This is a genomic window from Bacillus sp. PK5-006, from assembly GCF_054161415.1.
In genome coordinates, this window is record NZ_CP096414.1 from 242,221 (window position 1) to 265,234 (window position 23,014).

Genomic DNA, 23,014 nt, shown 5'->3' on the forward strand with positions numbered 1-23,014 from the left:
TTGATTATTTGAAAATTCTAATAATATGAAATAATTATGATTCTATTCTATACCTTCACAAAATATTAGCAATAGGTTTTCTGGAATTCAGACAAGAAAAATCTGTTAAAGCGCTTTCCTTCTCTCTGCTGTCAGTTTGACTTCTGTCACCCCTTTTTAAAAAAGAAATAAAATCCAAATGCATTATTAACTGATTAATCTGACAATTTAAAAACGAATGGTTTTCCTGTAAGATATTCTTTCAACCATACACCTTTTGACTAGTACATTGCAAGGGACATCGTCATATTTTAATCCTCTTTTTTTTAACCGATAAAGGAAGAAGAGAAGAGAAAGGAGCAATAACAAGATGAAACGAGCGATACCAGGTATTTTACTCATTTTATTCATGACCGTGATCAGCTTTGGCTGTCAGGCGATGACAGATGAGGCTGGCGCTAAGCAAAGCACAGCCTATTACGTAGCGGTAAACGGAAACGACAAAAACCCGGGCACAAAGCAAAAACCTTTCCGCACGTTGAAAAAAGCAGCAAGTATGGCGAAGGCTGGGGCAACCATTTACATGAGAGGCGGTACATACAAAGAAAAATTGATTGTCCGCCATTCAGGAACAAAGAAAGCGCCCGTTGTCTTTCAAGCTTACGGAAAAGAAAAACCTGTAATTAGCGGGGCTTCCCTTAAAGGAAATCAAGCCGATGGAGGACTTGTCACGATCGATCAAAAAAGCTACATCACCCTCAAAGGCCTGACTGTAGGACATCTTAAGACGAATCAAGAAGATTTGACACCAGTTGGTATTTTCATCAAAGGAAGCGGTAAAGGCGTCAAACTGCTTAATAACCGAGTGTATGACATTCAGACGAAACATAAAAATGGAAATGCACATGGAATTGCTGTCTATGGGACAAAAGCTCCTGCAGCGATTGAAGACATTGAAATCAAAGGAAATACCGTTGAAAAATTAAAGCTGGGCTTCAGTGAAGCGCTTGTGCTAAATGGAAACGTCAAAAAGTTCCGTGTGACACATAACACGGTCCGGCACACTGATAATATTGGCATTGATTTAATTGGTTTTGAGAACGTAGCACCCTCCAAAAAGTATGATCAAGTGAGAAATGGGGTCGTCTCTAGAAACAAAGTATATGAAATTACGAGTGCAGGGAACCCAGCCTATGGCAGCGACATCTCCGCTGGCGGAATTTATGTTGATGGCGGAAAAGACATTGTGATCGATCATAACATCTCACATCACAATGATCTGGGGATTGAAGTCACAAGCGAACATAAAGGAAAAATGGCAGACCACATCCGCATCGAACACAATCAAGTATATTTAAACCGTTATACAGGCATTTCTATTGGCGGCTATGATAAGAAGCGGGGCGGTACAACCAATACGACGATTTCACATAATATTTTGTACAAAAATGACACAGCCGGCTTAGAAGGCGGTCAATTGCTAATGCAGTATCAAGCAGTGAACAATCGAATCACGAATAATATCATGTCAGCTAGTGCCTCGCATTACTTGGTCGTGAATTTTTATCAAGTGAACCAAAAGAATACCTTCCAGAAGAACGTTTATGATGACCGAAAAGGTGCGAAAGCATCACAGTGGATTTGGCGCGGGAAATGGATGGAAGGCTACAAAACGTATCTCTCTAAAAGCGGTCAAGATAAAGGATCAGCACATCTCAACCCACAATTTGTGAATGAGAAAAAATATGATTTCCGTCTGAAGAAATCATCACCTGCGAAGAAAATCATCGGAAGTTGATGATATTTTATAAATTTTCAAAAAAGTCATTGACATTGATGTGACATCACATTAAAGTAAAGAAGACATTTCAACGAAAACAAATTTCATAACGGATCTCTTATCAAGAGAGGCAGAGGGACTGGCCCTATGACGCCCAGCAACCGTTTCTATTTTAGAAATTGGTGCTAATTCCTGCAAAGCTGTTACAGCTTTGACAGATAAGAGAGGAAGACTTCCCGATACATGTTTCATGCAACGGTGATCAAGCCTCTCTTTCAAAGAGAGGCTTTTTTTCGTCTCTTTTTCGAATCAAATGCCTGTTTTACAGGCGTATTTCCACTTTTTTACCTAGTTTTCCGATGTGAAAAATAAAAACAACTTGAGGAGGAACAGCAATGAAGCGTAAGCATTTTACATCATTTCTTGTCTTATTAACGGCATTAACCGTCCTGTTAACAGGCTGCGGCACCGGATCAAGTGCAGGCTCAAAGGCAAATACGAACGAAAAGGTTTCCTTTGACAATGTACCGAAGCGATTTGCAAAGGGACAGGGGGCAAAAATTAAAGTCATCCGCAAAATTGGCGGAGACGATCATACAGCTCAATTTTTAGCTGGGACCAAGGCAGAAGGGGAAGCACTCGGCTTTACGGTGGATGTCTACACCGCAAATGGAGATACAGCGAAGTTCCATGATGCCATTTCTCAGGCGCTTGAAGAAAATTATGATGGCTTTATCATCTCTCACGGGGACGACGATGCGACAGTCGCTGATGTGAAAAAGATCACAGCGAAAGGCATTCCAGTTGTAGCATTTGATTCGAATCCTAAGCTGAAGGACATCAAAGGGGTCACAGTGACGTCTCAAGATGACGAACAATTAGCAAAAAAATCATTAGACGCGCTCGTGTCTGATTTCAAAGGAAAAGCAAATATTGCATACCTGTGGGTAGATGGATTCCCGCCAATGGTGAGACGAAATAAGGTCTATCAAGAAACGCTGAAACAACATTCAGGGATCAAGGAGCTTGACCGCTTTGGTATTGCCTCCTCTGATACGTCTGTTCAAACGCAAAATGCAGTAGCAGCCATGCTGAATAAGTATCCAAAGGGCAAGCTGGACGCTATTTTTGCCACATGGGATGCCTTTGCCATTGGGGCAGCAAGAGCGTTAAAGGAAGCAGGAAGAACAGAAGTGAAGATTTATGGGATTGATGTGTCAAATGCGGATCTTCAAGAAATGACGGCGAAGGACAGTACGTGGAAGTACACAGCCGCGGTTGATCCGAAGCTTATCGGTGCAGTCGACGTGAGGATTCTTGCGAAGAAAATAGCTGGTGAGAAAACACCATCTTCCTATGACCTTGAGGCCTCTCTCATCTCGCAAAAGCAGCTTCAGCAAGCAGGAAAAGCCATTAACATGGTCAATCTTGCAGACGAAGTGAAGGGATTCGGTTCATCGACTGCTTTTGAGGAAGATTGGATGAAGACCTTGAAGAAGCATTATACAAAATAAGCGACGTGCACTCTCTTTTCATAGAGGGTGTTTCGTTTTTCAGATGATATCAAGAGAAGGAGGACACCTATGACAGCGCCGCTTGTTCGTATGAAAAATATTTCAATTGAATTCCCAGGGGTCAAAGCGTTAGATCAAGTGAATTTCACATTAAAAAAAGGGACGGTCCATGCACTGATTGGAGCAAATGGTGCTGGGAAGTCAACGTTAATGAAGGTTCTTTCTGGCGCTCATTCCCACTTCGACGGGACCATCCACATCAATGGCCAGGCGGCATCGATTCAAACCCCAAAGGATGCATCCTCATATGGTGTGCAGACGGTCCACCAAGAAGTGGATACGGCGCTTGTTCCCTACTTAAGTGTTGGTGAGAATATGATGATGCATGAGATTGAGAAAAAAACATTTGTCAGCTGGAAAGAGCTGCATCGCAAGGCGGCTCAGCTATTAAAAGAAATGGACATCGACATTTCCACAAAACGACTTGTCAGCGATCTGACCCTTGCCGAAAAACAGATGGTGCTCATTGCCAAGGCCGTTTCCATTAAATGCAGCATTTTAATCTTAGATGAACCAACGGCTCCGCTTAGTCATGCAGAAACAAGCAAATTATTCTCAATGATTGATCGGTTGAAACAGAATGGGACGGGGATCGTGTTTATTTCTCACCGTATGCCTGAAATTTTCACCATCTGTGATGAACTGACTGTGATGCGAAATGGAACGGATGTCGCAGCTCACCTTGTCAAAGACATAAATCCGCAGCAGGTCATTGAAGAAATGCTAGGTGCACCATTAGAGGAGCAGTTCCCGTCTCGCAGGCCACTGAAAGATGCACCAATTGTGCTTGAAGTGAAAGAGCTAAACGATCAACATAAATTAAACAACATTCACTTTTATGTCAAAAAAGGAGAAATTCTCGGGATCGCAGGGCTTGTCGGTGCTGGTAAAACAGAATTGTGCAAAGCCCTTTTCGGTGCCTCAGAAAAAAAGACGGGGACCGTGCAGCTTCATGGTCAAACCATTCGCATCACATCGCCTCATCAAGCGGTGAGAGCTGGAATGGCTCTTGTGCCGGAAGAGCGGAGAAAAGAAGGGATTCTGACCGAAGAGAGCGTGGGGTGGAACTTAACGGCTGCAAGTCTTCACTCATTTTCACGGATATTCAGCTTCTTACATCGTTCGAAGGAAAAGCGGGAAGCAGGCGACATCGTCAAACGGCTTGGTGTCAAAACGCTGTCTCTTGAAGCAAAGGTGAAGCATCTATCTGGTGGAAATCAGCAGAAGGTTGCTATCGGAAAATGGCTGCTGGCTGAGGCAGATGTGTATCTCTTTGACGAACCAACCAAAGGTGTAGACGTTGGAGCGAAAAAAGATATTTTCACTTTGATTGCAGAGCTTGCCGCACGCGGAAAATCTGTCATTTATGCGTCGAGTGAGCTGTCAGAGATTGCAGGTATCGCTGACCGAGTATACGTGCTATATGATGGCAGCATTGCCCGGGAAATGACCGCACCGACGACTGAAGAGGAGCTTTTATATCATTCAACAGGAGGACAATCATGAGCGAACAACAAATTCCGGCCCCTGTGCAGCAAATCAAAAAACAGCGGCCATCCTTTCATCTGTTTGATTTCTTTTATCGATATGGCACAATCTTAACCATTGTCGTGTTGATTGTGGTATTTGCGGCATCGAATCCAGCGTTTTTGCAATCAGGAAATATCATCAATATTCTACGATCTATTTCGATAGTGACCATCATTGCGGTGGGCTTAACTATCTCATTGGCAGTAAACGGCTTTGATTTATCAGTTGGATCAGTCGCTACGCTATCAAATGCGATTGTCATTTCTATGTTCGTATGGTTCTCGCAAAACCCACTAATTGCAATCTTCTCTGCACTAGCGGCATCTATCATTGTTGGTTTGCTAAATGCATGGATGATCGTCAAAATGAAAATTCCAGATATGCTCATGACATTAGCCATGATGTTTATCATTCAAGGGCTGGCTCAAACGTATACGAAAGGGGCGACTATTTCTGAAAATATGGTGCTTCCCGATGGCACGTTCTCAACGGGGACGATTCCTGCCTTTTTCAGTAAAATTGGACAGGTGCCATATATCATTCTGATTATGGCTGCCATTGTACTATTTGCGCATGTTTTCATGTCCTACACAAAGCACGGCCGATTCATGTACATCATCGGTGGGAATAAGGAAGCGGCTCGATTGTCTGGCATACATGTGAACAAATACAAAATTGCGGCCTATCTGCTTTCTGCTTTATTTGCAGCGATCGGCGGTATCGTACTGGCTTCAAGGGTCATGACAGCAGAAATTAATGCGGGTGCACCATATTTAATGGATGGAGTAGCGGCTGCTTTTATCGGATTTTCCGTCATGGGAGCAGGTAAGCCAAACGCATTTGGCACTTTTATCGGGGCTGTACTCATCGGTATTTTACAAAATGGGCTTGTGATGATGTCTGTCCCTTATTATGCAATGGATATTGTGAAAGGTTCTGTGCTGGCCCTTGCACTGGCGCTGACATATTACAAACAACGAGGCTAACTGCGTATTTTTTAAAACCATTCGAGTCCTCTCTCCGTCTAGTAAACGGAAAGCGGTGCAGCTGCCGTTTCCAAAAGGAGATGACAAAAAGAAAATGAATATGTCAGCAACTCATGTAGAAGATTTGAAAAATGTCATGGAAGACTGGAAAAATGAACTATTAGTATATAAATTTGCGTTAGATGAAATGGATACAAAGTTTTCAATTATCAGCCAGGAGTATAATTTAATCCATGGACACAACCCAATAGAGCATACAAAATCACGAATTAAATCCTTTGAAAGCATAGTGAATAAACTAGCAAGAAAAGGATGCGACATCACGACACAATGTGCGAAGGAGCATATCCATGATATCGCAGGTGTCCGCATCATCTGTTCTTTTATTCAAGATATCTATAACATTATGGATGTATTGAGGCAAAGAGAGGATTTAAAGATCCTTGAAGTGAAGGATTATATTCAATATCCGAAACCAAATGGCTACAGAAGCCTTCATTTAATTGTTGAGATACCAGTCTACTTAACAAATCGTGTGGAGCATGTGAAAGTTGAGATTCAGGTGCGGACCATTGCGATGGATTTTTGGGCGAGTCTAGAGCATAAAATCTATTATAAACTGCAAAACGATGTTCCTCATCAGCTGACTGATGAACTGAAGGAAGCCGCAGATATTGCCCATTACTTAGATGAAAAAATGCAGAATATTAAACGAGAAATTGATTAGCACATCAAAAAGCAGCTGTTTTGATCACAGCTGCTTTTTTCATATTAAGGGTTGGTTCCACGGTCTCTCTTTTGAATAATATCTTGAGATTGTGCTGATTGACTGTCTTTTTGAATGGAAGTACCAACAGAAACACCTGTTATCAAGAGGGTTAAAATCGCACTTGTGAAGAGCCATTTCTTCATCATATATCACTCCATTTTCTTAACAAGTTTTCAAGGACAACGCCTTGTTTCTAAAATAAGAGGATTCTTCATGAAGCCCAAGATCCGTTAAGTAAGCTGCTGCATCCTGACAAATAGCTTCAAGGTCAACAAGGAAATTCATTGATTCTAATTGATTGCAATAAGCCTTGATTTGCTCAACCATGTTGTCTGGCTGAATCATAAGTGTTTCTAAAATGGATAATTTAAGTGAAATGTTTCGTTGTTTTAAATTTTCTGCTTTTTGAAGTGAAAGCTGTACATAATAGTGGAACAAACCTGGCTTTTTCAGCTTAAATAGTGCTTTTGTGTAGGCGTACATGGCAAGTAAATAGCCGCCTGGAGAAGAAGTTTCGAATGATTCTATCATTAAAGCCTTTTCTAGGAGTGGCACAGCTTCACTGTATTCATTTCTTAGACTTTTAATAAAGGCTGCATTGCAATAGGCATGTCCAAGTAAATCTGGATCATCCATCTCTTCTAGTGAATGAATGACTTCTTCGAACAGCGATTCTGCCTCATCATATTTCGACTGATCCGCATAATTCAAAGCAAGCATCATTTGACAGCTGATTGATTTTTTCACATAACATGGATCTGCGTCGTAAATAGATGAAGCCATCTTTAAGTGGTGGATGGAGAGAAGCGTGGACCTAATATTATAGTAAAGACACCCTGTTTTATAATGAAATTCGGCTTTTTCAATGTCATCGTGCACGAGATCTAATTTATCCTCGGCCAATTTTAAATGGTGAAATGCCGTATCCTGATTGCCTCTGCGCATTTCATACATCCCTTTAAAGAAATAGAAATAATAGCTGAGCATATCATCCGTACGGATGGCATTTTCATCAACAAAAAGACTATGATCTAACGAAGCTGTATCTTCTATTAGATCTTTAAAACGGTACTCTAGCAGTTGATAGTAAAGTAAGACGTCCTGATTTTCTTCCATTCGATCAAACGCTTGAAGAATGTCTTCTTTTAACTGGATAGCACCTTGTATCTCTCTTTTTTTCATCATGACATACCAATCATTGAGCATATTCGCTACATCAACGGACGACAAAACACCTGCTTCTGCCAATTCATATCCTCCTTTCTTCATCTATCAGTCACCGTTCTTCTGAATCCACTTCCCATATTCCAGTATCTTCTTATATTTTAAGCTCTCTCGTGCAGTTTGTAAAACATGTTTTTTGATGTAAATTCAACCAGTAGTGAAAGAAATAGGGAGACAGAGCTCTTTTTGTATACGCTTACATATTTTTAGGTAAAAAGAGGGTTTTGAAAAAATATATTACAATATCAATAAAGAGAGGAAGCAAGTATTTGAGTTTGCCTTCGTATGCAAGAGAGAAACATCATTTATCAAGGCACTGCCTCGTTTTTTGTGAGATTATCTTACATCATAATTGTGAATGACCCTTCTTTTAGAATAAAATGAGTTATTCGCAAAAAAGTAAAATTTAAAGAGACTATTGATCTAGAATTGTATGGATCTTTGGTATTGATAAAAAACATCACACACTATAGCTTTAGCGTGGTATAGTAATATTGTTATTGCGAATATTTAGACAAAACTGACAATGGGGGTCGTGTTTTATGAAGAAATCGATGTTATTGATCATGGGACTAATTGTTGTGCTTGTCATGGCAGCCTGTGGATCAAAATCGGACAGTGGTTCGGGAGAAGGCAAAGGCACATATAAAATTGGGATAGATACAACTTATCCGCCATTTGAATTTGAAAAGGGCGGTAAATATGAAGGGATAGACGTTGATTTAATTAATGCAATCGCGAAAGACCAAGGTTTCAAAGTGAAGCTTGAAGCTATGGACTTCTCAGGCATCATTCCAGCGATGCAGGCAGGACAGCTTGATGTTGGAATGGGCGGAATGAGTATTACAGATGAGCGTAAGAAGAAAGTAGATTTTTCAGATCCTTACTTCGACGCTGGACTGACAGTTGTTGTGAAAAAGGACAGCAGCATCAAATCTATTAATGATTTAAAGGGGAAAAAGCTAGCTGTTAAAAACGGGACGACTGGTGCAAAATTCGCATCTGATAACGCTGATAAATATGGGTATGAAGTCGTTCAATTTAATGACAGCCCATCTATGTTCCAGGAAGTATCAAACGGAAATGCAGATGCCTTAATTGAGGATTATCCTGTCATTACGTATGCGATCGCACAACAAGATTTAAAATTGAAAACAGTTGGAGACCGCTTGAATGGAGACCAGTATGGTATCTCTGTCATGAAGGGGAAAAACCAAGACCTATTGAAGAAGATCAATAAAGGCCTTGAGAACCTAAAGAAAAACGGTGAATATGACAAAATTATTGATAAATATTTGAAGTCATAACACAAGCGAGGCGCGCTCCGAGCGCGCTTTCTTTATGTGTCAGCCGTATGTGAATTAGGGAGGGAGAAACATGGATACTATTATTAATGCATTTCCGTATTTAATGGATGGTTTGCAAACCACTTTATATATCTTTGTTGTTGCCATCATTTTAGGGTTTATCATCGGGTTAATTGTGGCATTATTCCGTCTGTCACCATTTAAAATCTTAAATTTCATCGCACTCGTTTTTGTGAATGCCATTCGAGGTACACCATTTATCGTACAGCTATTCTTCATTTATTTTGGTTTAAATACACTTGAATTCATTTCGCTGGATCGAGTGCCTGCAGGAATTATTACAGTAGCGATTAATGCAGGGGCTTATTTCTCAGAAATTATTCGTGCAGGGATTCAGTCTATTGATAAAGGACAAACAGAAGCTGCGCGCTCTTTAGGCTTTACAGGGGGGCAAAACATGCGCTTTATCGTCCTTCCGCAGGCATTCCGCCGCATGCTCCCAGCGATTACAAACCAGGCCATCATCAGCTTGAAGGATACATCTCTCTTATCTATTATCGGGATTGCCGATATTATGCAGCGAGGCCAAGTTCAAGCATCGGCTACATTTGATCCTTTGAATGTCTGGCTTATTGTCGGTGTCATTTATTTCGTGATCATTTATTTACTTTCTCTACTGGCTAGCTACGCAGAAAGGAGATTTGATATCAAATGAGTATGATTACGGTGAAAAACTTAAAGAAATCCTTTGGCGATCACGAAGTGTTAAAGGATATTAATGCAGTCATCGAGGAAAAGGAAGTAGTGTGTGTCATTGGTCCTTCTGGATCAGGGAAAAGCACGTTTCTAAGATGCCTCAATAAATTAGAAGATATCACGGCTGGAGAAGTCGTTGTCCACGGACACACGATTACAGACCCAAAGGTGAATATCAATAAAGTACGACAAGAAGTAGGCATGGTGTTTCAGCACTTTAATTTATTCCCTCATAAAACCGTTTTAGAAAATATCACGATTGCACCGATCAAGGTAAAAGGCATCGAGAAGAAGGCAGCAGTCGAAAAAGCGTTAGACTTGCTTGAAAAAGTCGGCTTAAAAGACAAAGCTCAAAGCTTTCCTAACCAATTATCTGGTGGACAAAAACAGCGTGTCGCCATTGCAAGAGCCTTGGCAATGGACCCGAAAGTACTATTATTCGATGAGCCGACATCAGCTCTTGATCCTGAGGTCGTAGGGGATGTATTAGCTGTAATGAAACAATTAGCTGTCGAAGGCATGACAATGATTGTGGTCACACATGAAATGGGCTTTGCAAGAGAGGTGGGAGACCGTGTCATCTTTATGGATGGCGGATATATTGTCGAGGAAGACAAACCAGAAGCTCTCTTTGGAAACCCGCAGCATGAGCGTACAAAATCATTTCTTAGTAAGGTGTTATAAAAAAGAGTAAGGGCATGTATATGCTCTTACTCTTTTCTTTATGAATAAGTGGAAGATAGATTTAGCGGCCCCATTTCCTAGGAAATATTAGCGCTGGAAGAATTCGATCCACTCTTGGTCTGGCCCTCTGAAAAAGAAGTAGCAATATCCATTTGGTAATGTCGTGATTTCTTCATCAATTAATTCAATTTGCAGCTTTTGAATACGATTGAATTCAGCATGAATGTTGTCTGTTGTGAAGGCAAGATGATGGACCTTCCCTTCAGATGGCAGGTCACTGCTGTAGCCTTGGATGAGCTCAATTTCGGTTTCGGTTTCATCTTTAAAACCGAGAAATGCAAGCTCAATCACTCCATTTGTATGAGTGATGCGGTCCTTTAATTTCATGCCCACCACTTTTTCATAAAAATCAATCGACTGATCGATATTCGAAACCATAATACCTGTATGATCTAAGCGTAATGTCGTCAAACGAAGTGCCTCCTCTATGTCATGTTGATATTTTTCTCCTCATCTTATCATAATAGAAGTAACGTATACATTCATATGGTAGGATAGAGAGAGTCAATTTAGGATAAGGATGACACAAATGAAAAAAATCTCATTAAAACAAACATTTGCGGAACAAGTGAAAAAAGGATATCCGCTCATTTCCAAAGATGCAGTATCGCATGTGAACGGTGTACGGGAAGGCGAGCTCATTGAATGGGTAGATGAGCGGGGCGCTTTTTTAGGAAAAGGGTATTATGGTGTACAAAATAAAGGAATCGGCTGGGTACTAACCTTTGATGCGAACGAAAAAATAGATCAAGCTTTCTTTGTCTCTAGGATTGAGCAGGCGGCGAAAAGCAGAACGCATTTATTTCGTGATGCACAGACGACTGCTTTCCGCGTCTTCAACGGAGAGGGTGATGGAATTGGCGGCGTCACAATTGATCATTATGACGGATTCTACCTCATCCAATGGTATAGCGAAGGAGTCTATACATTAAAGGAAGATGTATTGGCTGCACTTGAGCACGTGTATCCAGACTATAAAGGCATTTATGAAAAGAAACGATTTGATACGTCTGGACAGTATATAGAAGATGATGATTTTGTGAAGGGAGAGAAAGGTGAATTTCCTCTCATCGTGAAAGAAAACGGCATGAACGTGGCGGTTTACTTAAATGATGGCGCGATGACGGGTATTTTCCTTGATCAGCGTCATGTGAGAAAAGCGATCCGAGAGCGTTATGCAAAAGGAAAGACTGTGCTCAATACGTTTTCTTACACAGGTGCTTTCTCAGTGGCAGCTGCGCTTGGCGGGGCGAGCCGTACGACAAGTGTGGATGTTGCAAACCGCAGCTTGAAAAAAACATCTGAGCAGTTTGAAGTCAATGGTATTGATGTGGACGGGCAGGATATCAAAGTCATGGATGTCTTTAAATATTTTCCGTTTGCAGCGAAAAAAGGCTGGACCTATGATCTCGTCATCTTAGACCCGCCTTCCTTTGCACGAACGAAAAAGCACACATTCAGTGCGGCGAAGGATTATAAGAAGCTATTAAAAGAAGCCATCCAAATTACAGCTGAGAACGGCGTCATTGTGGCATCAACGAATAGCAGTGCATTTGGCATGAAGAAATTTAAAGGGTTTATTGCACAGGCTTTTAAAGAATCAGGGCAAACCTATCGGATACTTGAAGAATATACACTTCCTGAGGATTTCCGTACAACGAAGAATTATCCCGAAGGAAACTATTTAAAGGTTGTCTTCATACAAGCATAAGAAAAAGCCATTTCCGATAAGGAATGGCTTTTTTCTATAAGGCAAACGACATAAGGATAGGTGCTGCACATAATGTAATAATGGCTGAAATAATCATCGATACACTTGAGATCGTCCCTGAGACGGAGCTCATTTCAAAGGCCTTCGATGTTCCTGCACCGTGTGCACCTGTTCCAAGCAGGACGCCCATGGCAATGTCATTATCAATGCGGAAATAACGGATCACCATTGGACCGATAATCGACCCAAACAGTGCGGTTAAAATGACAAACACAGCCGTAACGGACGGCATGCCGCCGATCATTTCTGACACACTCATTGCTACAGGTGTTGTAACCGATCTTGGGACAAGGCTCTCAATAAGGCCTGTGTCCAGATGAAACAACTTGGCGATAAATGCCGTTGATAAGATCGCAATGACAGAGCCGCAAGCCACATTCAAAAGAATTTCCACTGCATGCTTCTTCAGGATATGAAAATACTTATATAAAGGAATGGCAAAAGCAACAGTCGCAGGCTGCAGCATATTCGTGAGCCATTTCCCGCCTTGATTATAAGCATCGTAAGGAATGTTGACGATTAACAGCAAGACGACAAGGACAAGCGGAGTCACAAGTAATGGGGAGACATAGACCTTCGGATGCCGTTTGTACACCGCTTTTGATCCGAGATATAAAAGAACTGTTAAAATCAGAAATAGTCCGCCAACTAACATAGTTTTTTCCGCTCCTTTCGTTTCGCAATCATTTGCGTCATGATACCAGTTGAGAGCATGACCACAAACGTACTAATTAAGACGACAAGAACAATACTTGTGCCAGATTGAGAAAGCAGTTTTCCATAATCAATGACACCAACTGCTGATGGAATAAAGAAAAGCAGCAGTTCTCCGAGCAGCCATACGGCGCCAAGTTCTATCCATTTTAATTGAATGATCTTAAAATGAAGTAATAAGAAAATGACAAGAATGCCTAAGATCGTGCCCGGAATTCTTAAATGCAAAAAGGCCGCCAGCACATTCATGAATTTCGCAAAAATAAACAAGGCCATAATCTGAAGGGCAGCAATCAGCGGCGTTTTGAGCAATTTCACTTTCTGTTCACTCCTTTTTCTATATAAATTGTTCAGTGTTTCACAAAAACATGACAACGTTCCAAGTGATGAGCTTACTTTAAAGTGTACAGCACGTTCAGTTATAGGTAAAATACATATATCGAATAGTAATTATTCCTTTTGTCTATAGGGAGGATGAATCAGGTGGACATCAGACATTTAACATATTTCTTAGAAGTGGCAAGGTTCAAGAGCTTCACGAAAGCATCGCAGTCCCTTTACGTATCGCAGCCGACCATTTCCAAGATGGTCAAAAACCTGGAGGATGAACTGGGGGTGCAGTTATTTTACCGTAATGGCCGGCAGGTTGAAATGACAGATGCTGGCCAAACCATGTATACACAGGCGAGTGAAATCGCACAGTCATTTCAGAATTTAACGAACGAATTAAATGATTTAATGAATGTGAAAAAAGGGCATATTCGAATCGGACTGCCGCCGATGATTGGGTCAAGTTTCTTCCCGAATGTCATGGGGGAATTCCGCCAGCAATATCCAGATGTCACATTTCAATTGGTTGAGCACGGCTCTATTAAAGTAGAGGAAGGGGTCGAGGATGGGTCGCTTGATATTGGTGTCATTGTTCTGCCTGCAAATGATAAAATTTTTCATACGTACACCATTATTAAAGAGAACATGAAGCTCGTGACGCATCCATCCCATCCGATGGCTGGTCGTGAGGAGGTACATTTAGCTGATTTAAGGGAAGAGTCTTTTATTTTCTTTAGAGAAGATTTTGTTCTGCACAGCCGGATTTTGAATGAATGTATGAATGCGGGATTCCGGCCAAATGTCATTTATGAAACGTCTCAGTGGGATTTCATTAGTGAAATGGTAGCTGAAAACTTAGGGATTGGACTTCTGCCAGAACGAATCTGCCGTGATCTTGATCCTGAAAAGGTAAAGGTCATTTCCCTAAACCCGTCGATCCCGTGGCATTTAGGTGTCATTTGGCGTAAAGACCGCTATTTGTCGTTTGCGGCAAGAGAATGGTTAAAGCATACGAAATCCTATGTGTGGGATGCAGAGTAAAAGGGAGGACGATACGGATGAAAACAAGCTGCGCGTCTCATTTATTGGAGAAGGTTCGAGAAAAAAATCCACTTGTTCATAATATCACCAATCAAGTCGTGACGAATTTTACAGCGAATGGACTGCTTGCTTTAGGTGCTTCGCCAGTCATGGCAAACGCCAAAGAAGAAGTGGCTGAAATGGCGCAATTAGCGGATGCACTTGTGCTTAATATTGGCACACTGACTAGAGAGACGGTGGAAGCTATGATACTCGCTGGACAAGCCGCCAATGAAAAAGGTGTACCTGTTTTGTTAGATCCTGTCGGCGTCGGTGCGACAACGTTTCGAGCGAATGCCGCTAAACAGCTGATAGAGAAAGTGAAAATGACCGTTGTCAGAGGAAATGCTGCTGAAGTGGCTCATTTACTTGGAGTGGATGGCTGGGAGGCAAAAGGCGTTGATGCGAAAGCGGCGAATGGAGATGTATCGGCATTAGCCAAACAAGCGTCCATTGCACTTCAGACAATAGTGGCAATCACAGGAAAAATCGATGTGGTGTCAGATGGAGATGAGGTGCTGTCCATTCATAATGGACATGAATGGCTCACCAAGGTGACGGGAACCGGCTGTTTGCTGACGTCTGTCATTGGGGCATTTTGTGCAGCAGGTGAACAGCCGCTTCATGCGTCGGCCGCTGCATTGCTGTTTTATGGTGTCGCCGCTGAAAGGGCAGCTCTGAGCGCAAAGGATAAAGGACCGGGAACTTTTCAAATTGAATTGTTAAACGCACTATCACACACAACCGGAGTTGAAGTGCTGACGTTAGGGAAATTAGGGGGAGTTTCACATGACAAAGGCTGAGCAACAGCAAATCAAACAGCAATTATCGGTTTATTTTATTATGGGAACAGCGAATACAAGCAGATTGCCGCTTGATGTTGTGAAAGAGGCCATTCAAGGCGGAATCACCATGTTTCAATTTCGTGAAAAGGGTGAAAAAGCCTTGCAAGGTGAAGAGAAGAAACAATTGGCTCGTCAAATTCAAGCGCTTTGCCAAGAAGCAAATGTTCCTTTTATTGTGAATGATGATGTACAGCTAGCGATTGATCTTGATGCAGATGGCGTTCATGTTGGACAGGAAGACACAAATGCAAAAGACGTCAGAGAAAGGATCGGGAATAAAATATTAGGCGTGTCGACGCATAACCTAGACGAAGTAAAACAAGCCATGAAGGACGGAGCAGATTATGTCGGTATGGGCCCAGTCTATCCAACAGAAACGAAAAAGGATACACGCAGTGTCCAGGGTGTGTCTTTGATCACTGAAGTCCGGCGTCATGGCCTTCAGATTCCGATTGTGGGTATCGGAGGGATCACATACGATAACGCTACACCAGTGATACAAGCTGGGGCAGACGGTATAAGCATCATTAGTGCTATTAGCCAGAGCGCCGATCCAAAAAAAGCAGCAGAAGAGCTGAAATCACTTGTTGTAGCAGAAAAAGCATCCCTTTAACCTGATTGGAGACATGGATTGGATCAATTCATGTCTTTTCTTATGCCAGGGAAAATAGACAGGAGAGAAACAATTGTGTACAATCACATTAGTTCGATTATTTTCGAAATGACAGGTAAATAAAGGAGAATGAACATGGAAGTGCTCGATACGTATTTTCGCCGGTATGATGAAGCAGGAAAAGGGCAAGAGCAATTGGATGAATTACTGGCATTGTTTTCTGACGATGTCATGATTGTCTTAAATGGCGCACAAAAGCCTGGTATCCAAGCATTCACACAGTTTTTGAACACATTTTTCCACGTGCATGAAGACATTAAGCATATGTGGGATGGGTGGATGAAAAGAGAAGATGGAAAGTATGAAACAAACTGGGCCGTTTGCGGAAAGCTTTCGGATGGCCGTGTCTATACAGCAGAAGGAATTGATATCGCAGAGCTGGACGACCAAGGGAAGATCGTTTATTTAGAAAACGTTCCGAAAACCCAGAGTTATTCCAGCGCTACTAAAAAGCCGGCTGAGCAGCCGGCTTTTTTATTTGTCTAAAGAATATGCCTCAATTGCCTCTTGAGCAGATGTTTCTTTATCAAAAACAAGGTGGCGGCTGTACACTTCACTCAAGTGTAGTGATTCTGGCTCTAAGTAATCTACAAGCTCAAAGATATCTAGGATGGCTGCTAATCTTATGTTAGTTTGTCCACCTTCTGCATTATCATAGGTTTCTTCTGGAAAGCCTTGTTTGATTATTTCCTTCACTTTACGTCGGTTTTTAGCTTTTACCAAGACAATTCGTTCTTCAAAGATTTTATCAGGTATACTGCTTGGTGATGAGATAGATTCGAATAATAATTTTGCAGAATAAAGCCTTTGCATATTTCATCCCACTTCTTTCGTGTCGTTTTAAATAATTTCCAGTATGTGTATAACATGATAACATAGGAATGACATCTTGCAGGGAATACATAACTATAAATTGATTCATTACGTGGAGGGATAGGAATGAAGAGTGTGGTTGATAACAGAGGGGAAGTTCATGAAATTCTGTTAATCCTCATTACATGCTGCTCTCTAATCACGTTTAGAAGGATTGCCAGATTAGAGAAGTATAAAAATAAATTAAAAAGCCAATTTATACCTTACTGAGACTTGAACAGAAGATCACAAATAAAGCCGGCTGAGCAGCCGGCTTTTCCTTATGAATCAGTATCCATATGCATGCCTGTATGTGCCTTTACTTGAATTTCCGTAAAGGTGTCTTCATCTGCTTTTTCAGAAGAGAATATCGTGCCTAAGTAGGCGGCAAGGAATCCGAGTGGAATCGAGATAATTCCAGGGTTCGACAGCGGGATGAGCGGCTCTCCTGTGAAGATGGCTGCTCCTGACGGATCCCAGACGCTTGGGCTGAGCGAGACAATGATCAGTGCGCTCAGAAGGCCTGTTAAGCTTCCTGCGATGGCACCCGTAGAGTTAAATCGTTTCCAAAAAACAGTGAAGATAATCAAAGGTAAGTTCGCACTTGCCGCCACTGCGAAGGCAAGAGACACAAGAAAAGCGACGTTTAAGGACTGGGCAAATAATGCAAGAATGATAGAGAGGATCGCCACGCCGATTGAAGCAAAGCGCGCCGCCTTCACTTGCTCCCGCTCACTCGCTTTTCCTTTGCGGATAATCTGACTATAAAAGTCATGGGCAAAAGCAGATGCGGCGGATAAAACAAGCCCAGTCACCACTGCCAATATGGTTGCAAAGGCGATAGCGGAAACAAAGGCAAATAATAAATCTCCTCCAAGGGCTTGTGCCAGAAGAGGTGCGGCCATATTCCCTGCTGCATCTGCTGCCGTGATCGCTTCTGTTCCAACAAAGGCAGCAGCGCCAAAGCCAAGGAAAACCGTCATTAAATAAAAAATCCCGATGATCCAAGTAGCAGAAAGAACCGATTTTCGCGCAGAAATCGCATCCTTTACTGTATAAAAACGGATCAAAATGTGCGGCAAACCTGCTGTTCCAAGCACTAAGGCGAGGTTAAGAGACAAGGTTTCTAAAGGCACATCATATTTATTTCCCGGGTGAAGAAACGATTCACCAAGCGGGGTTGCAGTTTTCATCTGTTCAAACATTTTCAGCAGACTAAAATCAAACTTTGCAAACACAAGCAGAGAAATAATGAGCGTCCCAAGCATGAGAAGCACAGCCTTTGTGATCTGTACCCAGCTGGTCGCAATCATGCCGCCAAACACGACATAAATGGTCATCAGGACACCCACGATCAGCACCGCGATCCAGTAATCAATGCCAAGAAGCAGCTTGATTAATGCACCTGCTCCAACGAGCTGTGCAATCATATAAAAAGTGGAAACTGTAATGGTATTAAAGGCGGCAACCCCTCGGATGGCAGGGCGTTTAAAACGTGCAGCGATCATATCGGCCATCGTATATTTCCCCAGATTTCGAAGCGGTTCAGCCACAACGTAAAGAACGACAAGATACGCTACTAGAAAACCAATGCTATAGAAAAAGCCGTCAAATCCGTTTAACGCGATCATTCCAGCAATCCCTAAAAATGATGCAGCAGACATATAGTCTCCAGCAATGGCAAGGCCGTTTTGAAACCCAGTCAGACCTCCGCCTGCTGTGTAAAAATCACTCGCATTGCTTGTTTTTTTCGCAGCAAAATATGTGATGACCAATGTGAGCCCTACGATCGCTACGAACAAACTAAAAGCGGTCATGCTCATTCGTCATCACCTCTTGATTCAGTTTTTAAAGCGCTTACATAATTGTCGAACTTAGCTGCTTTTTTCGCATAAAGTCCACATAAAACCCAGGTCATGACAAATTGTGTGAGGGCGAATAACCAAGCCCATGAGATCGCGCCAATTGCCGGCGTGTTCAAAAAGGTGAAGTAGGATGTAGCAACTGGAAGTGAAAAGTAAAAGAGAAAAAAGAAAATCGTCATCGGTACGATAAATCTGCGTTTTTCCTCAAGAAGTTTTCGAAAATCCTCTGAAGCGGCAACCTTCTTATAATGAACTTTTTTGTCTGCCATTGTTTCCTCCTTTGTACGAATTAGGGACAAGGTACTCCAATGCATATGAGACGATCTGGCTGTTTATGACAGTATATCATAAAAAAGGCACCCGAAAAGGGTGCTTTCTATCGATAATTTGCAAGAAATGTTTGTCTCGCTTTTTCATATGTTTCTGCGTCAAAATGATCTCCGCATTTATGAATACACCAAGGCTCTTCTTGTTTTGCAATCCCAACTTCATAGCCCTTCTGAGTGAATTCAAAGGACTGCGAGACATCATAAAAATGAAAGCCGTCAAAGAGGTCCTCACGCCACCTCACATCGTATTGTGTTGCCATGAATAGACCATCAATGGCCGCAGCTTTGATATAATCTTGCGCTTCGGGCTGCTGACGGTCTCTTTCAAACGAAAGCAGCTGATAGGTGTCGTGACGATATTCAATGACTTTTCCCCTGCAATCAGAACTCTCCCACCAAATTCCATTGTCAGGCACGTTTTCTGCTCCAATCACGCCAACCATGCCAAGTGATGGATTTTGTAAAAAAAGCGGGATGAGTTCAAGCAGCATATGCTGTTTGACAATCAAGGTATCCTGATGAAGATAAATTTTAAACTGAGCTGGATGAGTGATGGCTTCATTGTATGCAGAGGTCATACTTGATGCATGTCTGATTGGTAAGACCTCCACATGGTATCCATGAGGAGCTGGAAGTGAAGCGAGCTGCCGGAAGCAAGCTTGAAACATCGATTCATCATTCACACATAAAACAAACAGAATCGTCGGATTACTCATGAAATGGAACCGCCTCGACCACATATTGATAGGCTGTAGCAGAATCGTGAAAATCAGAACGAATGCCGTGTTTCATGAGTAATTCATGTAGATCATTCAACACGCTTGCATAGGAAGGATGCTGTACGAGTATGGCCTCGAATTCACGAATGCGAAAACCCGCTGAATGAAAGAGTGCATGTATTTCGTGAAGGGTGAAGAAACGTAAATGTGTTTGATCCATTAACCCTGCATCTGTATAAGTAAATCTGCCGGCTAGTAATTCTAAAACCGTTGAAATGTGGCCGATATTTGGAATAGATGACAGGATGGCACCCTCTTTTTTAAGGAAGGGCTTCACCTTTTTTAAAACGGCCCAAGGGTCCAATAAATGCTCGAGGACGTCTCCGAAAATAATGCAGTCAAATTGTTCATGTTGATAAGGGAGAGCCATCTGTTCAATATTACCGCAGAGAACATGATCCAGCTCTTGCTTAGCCTCTTTTGCTGCATCTTCAAATGACTCAATACCATAAATGGTCCGGCCCTTTTGTTTCAGGACTTTTCCAAGCTTGCCTGTGCCGCATCCGATATCCAATAAAGACGTCCATTCCGCGCGGATACGGCTGACGATGACCGGGTTTACCCCATGATAATACTGATCCTTTTTTTGGTGATAATACGAAAGGGAATCTGAACTCACGCTCTACCCACCTTTCTGCTTTCTCGTTGTTTTCATGCTTAATATATGGGTGAGCAGCTTGGTTTTATAACGTGAGAAGGACAATTTTCATGAATGGCGGTTAAAAAGGGATCATATAAAGAACAGGAAATGGACTGTCCTCCTAATATAGAAAGACAGAACCCCATTGAGTGAAGGGATTGGTATGGAGAGGTGTTCAATTATTGTAGCGTATCGTCATGAAAGGATTTTCAAAAGGTCAATTGACAGGTCAGAACTTATAGCCAAAGCAGTCTGAAAGACAAAGGATAACGGCGTTGATTTACGGTTTGTTTATCATCTTCTGATCACCGTTGGATGTTAAAAAAGCTTGTATTTCTTCGATGCCTAGTCCAATTTTTTTCGCTTCCTGAATCAAATAAACCCACTCTTCGTCAACTCTTCTTTTCACTTGCGTATCCATAATATCCTCCAGTTCAATAAGACATATTCACTGCAACCAATGACTTGAACAAACCGTCTAGTAACTGTACGTGTGGTTGAAAACAGCGCAAAATAAATTTTTGTCGAAAAATGATGACATTTAACCTATTTTGTAAAATCTATCACCTACCACGTCCCTAAAAAAATGACTAAAAAACCCATAAATATTGAAATCTTACTTCTAATAATAAACAATTGTAAAGTCAGTTGAAAGATTATAAATTAAAATAATGATAAAGACCTAAAACATTTGACTCATATAAACCAATTGCGTTGACATTTGCCATCGAGTAGAACAAATTTCATCTTTACAGGACATACATATTGTTCGTTTGGGAAGTTCTTCTCAAGATGGTATTCTAAAAGAAACAGAAACCACCAAGAAGGAATGAAGAAAGACATGTATAGCCTTTTTCAAAAGTATCAAGAAGTTGTCATGTATCTTGTGATGGGTGTGTGTACAACCATTGTCAATATCGTCAGCTTCTATTTATTCGTTGAGATGTTTTCCATGGATTACAAAACAGCTACGGTTGTTTCATGGGTATTTGCTGTTCTCTTTGCTTATATCACCAATAAGAAGTATGTCTTCAAGCAAAAGGCTCGTGACACAAAAAGCCTCATGCGTGAGCTTTCTTCATTTTTTAGTGTCCGTCTCATGTCTCTAGGTGTAGATCTGGGGCTGATGATTTTATTTGTGAGCCAAATGGCGCTCAATGAAACCGTCGCAAAAATTCTCGTCAACTTTGTGATTGTGGTGGTCAATTATGTCGCCAGTAAGTGGTTCGTCTTCAAAAAAACAAAAGAAGATGCGATTTAACACATAAAAAAAGATAGGTGATGTGAAATGAGCAGCAGGCCAGACGACTTATATGATGCCATATATCAACAAACAGAAAAGCAGCATGAACAAGTGCTGAGGCTAGTCAAAGAAATGACCGCACATCCAGAAGCGTTTTCGGAACAAGAAAAGGAAAAGATCAACCGAATGGACATTGCGCTTCAAACGGCAACGGACATTTTAGAAAATTTAATGACCCCTGATACGCAAATGACCATTGTTTTAAGACAAGGGAGAATTCATGTTGACCTGTCAAAAGCGTAAAAGAAGCAGCCAATGATGCAGCGGCTGCTTTTTATTATGCATCGCTTGTTTCCCGCAGTTGCTTTGGAGACATGCCGATTTTCTTTCGAAAGACTTTATTCAAGTAATTCGCATTTCGGTAGCCGCACTGTATGGCGATTTCTTCAATCGAGTATTTCGTTGTTTTTAGTAATGTTTCCGCCTTTTCTAACCGGATATTGGTTAAGTAGTGAATAGGTGTGAAGCCAGTGGCCTTTTTGAATTCTCTCGTAAAATGACTTTTGGATAAACGTGCCGCAGCTGCCATATCGTCTGGGCCAATTTCCTCGTGAAAATGATGGCTGGCAAACAAGGCCGCTTGGACGATGGGCTCAGGCCATTTCTCCATTTGTCCCTCAAGCTTTGGCAAATATGAATACAGTTCCATGACAAATTGATAAGCAAGGCTAGACCCCTCAAATGGATTGGTAATCCGTCTTTCACTGGCTTCATCATAAATTTTCTTCAGCAGGCGGATCGGTTTGGAATGAGGATGAAAACGCATGACCTGCTTTCCTTGATCTATAAATTGGTCAAAGCAAAGATCGCAGGCTTCCCCATAAAGCGTCAAATAGAGAAATTCCCAATGCTCACTGTCCTCTGGAAAATAATATTGATAGGCACTAGGGCTTTTCACAAGAAAGGCCTGCCCCGGCAAGACTTTAAACCGCTTCTGTCCGATTTCAATCATGCCATGTCCAGACAGTGTGAGCTGAAAGATGCACTTGCCCTGATCCTTCCGCTCCACGCCATTCCAGCTGTATAACGAAGATGATTGAACCTCCCAGCCAACAGACCATATTTGTGCCGGCAATGTAACATCAGAATGGTGAAAACGAAATGCAAATGCTTCCTTCTTCAAATTGGAAAACCTCCTTCACAGCAAAAAACAACCTTTTTCTATTTTGAATCATGGTACACCT

At 41.7% G+C, this 23,014-nt stretch carries 27 protein-coding genes and 1 riboswitch; of the genes, 15 read left to right on the forward strand and 12 right to left on the reverse strand.

Annotated features, from left to right (window positions below; translation table 11 throughout):
• The first annotated feature begins 349 nt into the window (after positions 1-349).
• The 5 genes from M1D84_RS01170 (at position 350) to M1D84_RS01190 (ending at position 6,576) form a co-directional block, all read left to right on the forward strand.
• Positions 350-1,777, forward strand: a complete 1,428-nt coding sequence (locus M1D84_RS01170; protein WP_458106376.1) for a DUF1565 domain-containing protein — start codon at positions 350-352, stop codon at positions 1,775-1,777.
• Positions 1,778-1,874: 97 nt separating this feature from the next.
• Positions 1,875-1,984, forward strand: a riboswitch (SAM riboswitch).
• Between the two features lie 170 nt (positions 1,985-2,154).
• Entirely contained in the window at positions 2,155-3,273 is a 1,119-nt protein-coding gene (locus M1D84_RS01175) for a sugar ABC transporter substrate-binding protein (RefSeq protein WP_234107444.1), read from the forward strand.
• Positions 3,274-3,342: 69 nt separating this feature from the next.
• On the forward strand, positions 3,343-4,839 hold the full coding sequence (locus M1D84_RS01180; protein WP_151039686.1) for a sugar ABC transporter ATP-binding protein: 1,497 nt from the start codon (positions 3,343-3,345) through the stop codon (positions 4,837-4,839).
• Entirely contained in the window at positions 4,836-5,849 is a 1,014-nt protein-coding gene (locus M1D84_RS01185) for an ABC transporter permease (protein WP_151039687.1), read from the forward strand. Before M1D84_RS01180 ends, M1D84_RS01185 begins: the two co-directional genes overlap by 4 nt.
• 94 nt (positions 5,850-5,943) lie before the next feature.
• A complete protein-coding gene (locus M1D84_RS01190) occupies positions 5,944-6,576 on the forward strand; it encodes a GTP pyrophosphokinase (RefSeq protein ID WP_024423859.1) in 633 nt (210 codons plus the stop codon).
• A gap of 44 nt (positions 6,577-6,620) precedes the next feature.
• Here the strand turns inward: M1D84_RS01190 and M1D84_RS01195 are convergent, their stop codons facing one another.
• Entirely contained in the window at positions 6,621-6,761 is a 141-nt protein-coding gene (locus M1D84_RS01195; protein ID WP_191963967.1) for a hypothetical protein, read from the reverse strand.
• A gap of 19 nt (positions 6,762-6,780) precedes the next feature.
• A complete protein-coding gene (locus M1D84_RS01200; RefSeq protein ID WP_151039953.1) occupies positions 6,781-7,866 on the reverse strand; it encodes a Rap family tetratricopeptide repeat protein in 1,086 nt (361 codons plus the stop codon).
• A 518-nt stretch (positions 7,867-8,384) separates the two neighbouring features.
• On the opposite strand from M1D84_RS01200, the gene M1D84_RS01205 reads away from it, so the two are divergent.
• From M1D84_RS01205 to M1D84_RS01215, 3 genes are all read left to right on the forward strand, one after another.
• Positions 8,385-9,149: a transporter substrate-binding domain-containing protein gene (locus M1D84_RS01205; protein ID WP_024423857.1), complete on the forward strand. Its 765-nt coding sequence runs from the start codon at positions 8,385-8,387 to the stop codon at positions 9,147-9,149.
• 70 nt (positions 9,150-9,219) lie between these two features.
• The gene (locus M1D84_RS01210; RefSeq protein WP_024423856.1) at positions 9,220-9,864 is read left to right on the forward strand and encodes an amino acid ABC transporter permease; all 645 of its coding nucleotides are present in this window, start codon (positions 9,220-9,222) and stop codon (positions 9,862-9,864) included.
• The gene (locus M1D84_RS01215) at positions 9,861-10,589 is read left to right on the forward strand and encodes an amino acid ABC transporter ATP-binding protein (protein ID WP_024423855.1); all 729 of its coding nucleotides are present in this window, start codon (positions 9,861-9,863) and stop codon (positions 10,587-10,589) included. Before M1D84_RS01210 ends, M1D84_RS01215 begins: the two co-directional genes overlap by 4 nt.
• A gap of 87 nt (positions 10,590-10,676) precedes the next feature.
• Here the strand turns inward: M1D84_RS01215 and M1D84_RS01220 are convergent, their stop codons facing one another.
• A complete protein-coding gene (locus M1D84_RS01220; RefSeq protein ID WP_024423854.1) occupies positions 10,677-11,060 on the reverse strand; it encodes a VOC family protein in 384 nt (127 codons plus the stop codon).
• A gap of 118 nt (positions 11,061-11,178) precedes the next feature.
• On the opposite strand from M1D84_RS01220, the gene M1D84_RS01225 reads away from it, so the two are divergent.
• Entirely contained in the window at positions 11,179-12,360 is a 1,182-nt protein-coding gene (locus M1D84_RS01225; RefSeq protein WP_073207871.1) for a class I SAM-dependent rRNA methyltransferase, read from the forward strand.
• Between the two features lie 34 nt (positions 12,361-12,394).
• Here M1D84_RS01225 and M1D84_RS01230 read toward each other — a convergent pair whose 3' ends face one another.
• Both M1D84_RS01230 and M1D84_RS01235 read right to left on the reverse strand, forming a co-directional pair.
• Complete coding sequence (locus M1D84_RS01230) at positions 12,395-13,075, reverse strand: CidB/LrgB family autolysis modulator (protein WP_073207868.1); 681 nt, start codon at positions 13,073-13,075, stop codon at positions 12,395-12,397.
• A complete protein-coding gene (locus tag M1D84_RS01235) occupies positions 13,069-13,410 on the reverse strand; it encodes a CidA/LrgA family holin-like protein (protein WP_029706423.1) in 342 nt (113 codons plus the stop codon). Before M1D84_RS01235 ends, M1D84_RS01230 begins: the two co-directional genes overlap by 7 nt.
• 207 nt (positions 13,411-13,617) lie before the next feature.
• On the opposite strand from M1D84_RS01235, the gene cidR reads away from it, so the two are divergent.
• The 4 genes from cidR (at position 13,618) to M1D84_RS01255 (ending at position 16,548) form a co-directional block, all read left to right on the forward strand.
• On the forward strand, positions 13,618-14,505 hold the full coding sequence (gene cidR, locus M1D84_RS01240; RefSeq protein WP_024423850.1) for a cidABC operon transcriptional activator CidR: 888 nt from the start codon (positions 13,618-13,620) through the stop codon (positions 14,503-14,505).
• A gap of 17 nt (positions 14,506-14,522) precedes the next feature.
• Positions 14,523-15,347 carry a hydroxyethylthiazole kinase gene (gene thiM / locus M1D84_RS01245; protein ID WP_257802341.1) on the forward strand — a complete coding sequence of 275 codons (825 nt, stop codon included), beginning with the start codon at positions 14,523-14,525 and terminating at the stop codon, positions 15,345-15,347.
• Positions 15,334-16,002: a thiamine phosphate synthase gene (gene thiE / locus M1D84_RS01250; RefSeq protein ID WP_151039691.1), complete on the forward strand. Its 669-nt coding sequence runs from the start codon at positions 15,334-15,336 to the stop codon at positions 16,000-16,002. The genes thiM and thiE overlap by 14 nt, the downstream gene beginning before the upstream one ends.
• A gap of 135 nt (positions 16,003-16,137) precedes the next feature.
• Positions 16,138-16,548 (forward strand): nuclear transport factor 2 family protein, encoded by a 411-nt coding sequence (locus M1D84_RS01255; RefSeq protein ID WP_249366011.1) that lies wholly within the window; start codon positions 16,138-16,140, stop codon positions 16,546-16,548.
• Here M1D84_RS01255 and M1D84_RS01260 read toward each other — a convergent pair.
• The 6 genes from M1D84_RS01260 to M1D84_RS01285 all read right to left on the reverse strand — a co-directional run bounded on the left by M1D84_RS01260 (position 16,537) and on the right by M1D84_RS01285 (position 20,948).
• A complete protein-coding gene (locus M1D84_RS01260) occupies positions 16,537-16,875 on the reverse strand; it encodes a DUF4288 domain-containing protein (RefSeq protein WP_122631590.1) in 339 nt (112 codons plus the stop codon). The genes M1D84_RS01255 and M1D84_RS01260 overlap by 12 nt on opposite strands.
• A 320-nt stretch (positions 16,876-17,195) precedes the next feature.
• A complete protein-coding gene (locus M1D84_RS01265; RefSeq protein WP_151039695.1) occupies positions 17,196-18,737 on the reverse strand; it encodes a solute symporter family protein in 1,542 nt (513 codons plus the stop codon).
• The gene (locus tag M1D84_RS01270) at positions 18,734-19,048 is read right to left on the reverse strand and encodes a DUF485 domain-containing protein (RefSeq protein WP_024423845.1); all 315 of its coding nucleotides are present in this window, start codon (positions 19,046-19,048) and stop codon (positions 18,734-18,736) included. The genes M1D84_RS01265 and M1D84_RS01270 overlap by 4 nt, the downstream gene beginning before the upstream one ends.
• A gap of 107 nt (positions 19,049-19,155) precedes the next feature.
• Positions 19,156-19,824: a glycosyltransferase family protein gene (locus tag M1D84_RS01275; protein WP_024423844.1), complete on the reverse strand. Its 669-nt coding sequence runs from the start codon at positions 19,822-19,824 to the stop codon at positions 19,156-19,158.
• The gene (locus M1D84_RS01280) at positions 19,817-20,506 is read right to left on the reverse strand and encodes a class I SAM-dependent methyltransferase (protein WP_073207858.1); all 690 of its coding nucleotides are present in this window, start codon (positions 20,504-20,506) and stop codon (positions 19,817-19,819) included. The genes M1D84_RS01275 and M1D84_RS01280 overlap by 8 nt, the downstream gene beginning before the upstream one ends.
• 301 nt (positions 20,507-20,807) lie before the next feature.
• Positions 20,808-20,948 (reverse strand): anti-repressor SinI family protein, encoded by a 141-nt coding sequence (locus tag M1D84_RS01285; RefSeq protein WP_008345506.1) that lies wholly within the window; start codon positions 20,946-20,948, stop codon positions 20,808-20,810.
• 456 nt (positions 20,949-21,404) lie between these two features.
• Between M1D84_RS01285 and M1D84_RS01290 the strand changes: the two genes are divergently transcribed.
• The gene (locus tag M1D84_RS01290) at positions 21,405-21,788 is read left to right on the forward strand and encodes a GtrA family protein (RefSeq protein ID WP_012011676.1); all 384 of its coding nucleotides are present in this window, start codon (positions 21,405-21,407) and stop codon (positions 21,786-21,788) included.
• A 27-nt stretch (positions 21,789-21,815) separates the two neighbouring features.
• Entirely contained in the window at positions 21,816-22,073 is a 258-nt protein-coding gene (locus M1D84_RS01295; RefSeq protein ID WP_024423842.1) for a hypothetical protein, read from the forward strand.
• A 34-nt stretch (positions 22,074-22,107) separates the two neighbouring features.
• Here the strand turns inward: M1D84_RS01295 and M1D84_RS01300 are convergent, their stop codons facing one another.
• On the reverse strand, positions 22,108-22,953 hold the full coding sequence (locus M1D84_RS01300; protein ID WP_024423841.1) for an AraC family transcriptional regulator: 846 nt from the start codon (positions 22,951-22,953) through the stop codon (positions 22,108-22,110).
• Positions 22,954-23,014 lie beyond the last annotated feature (61 nt).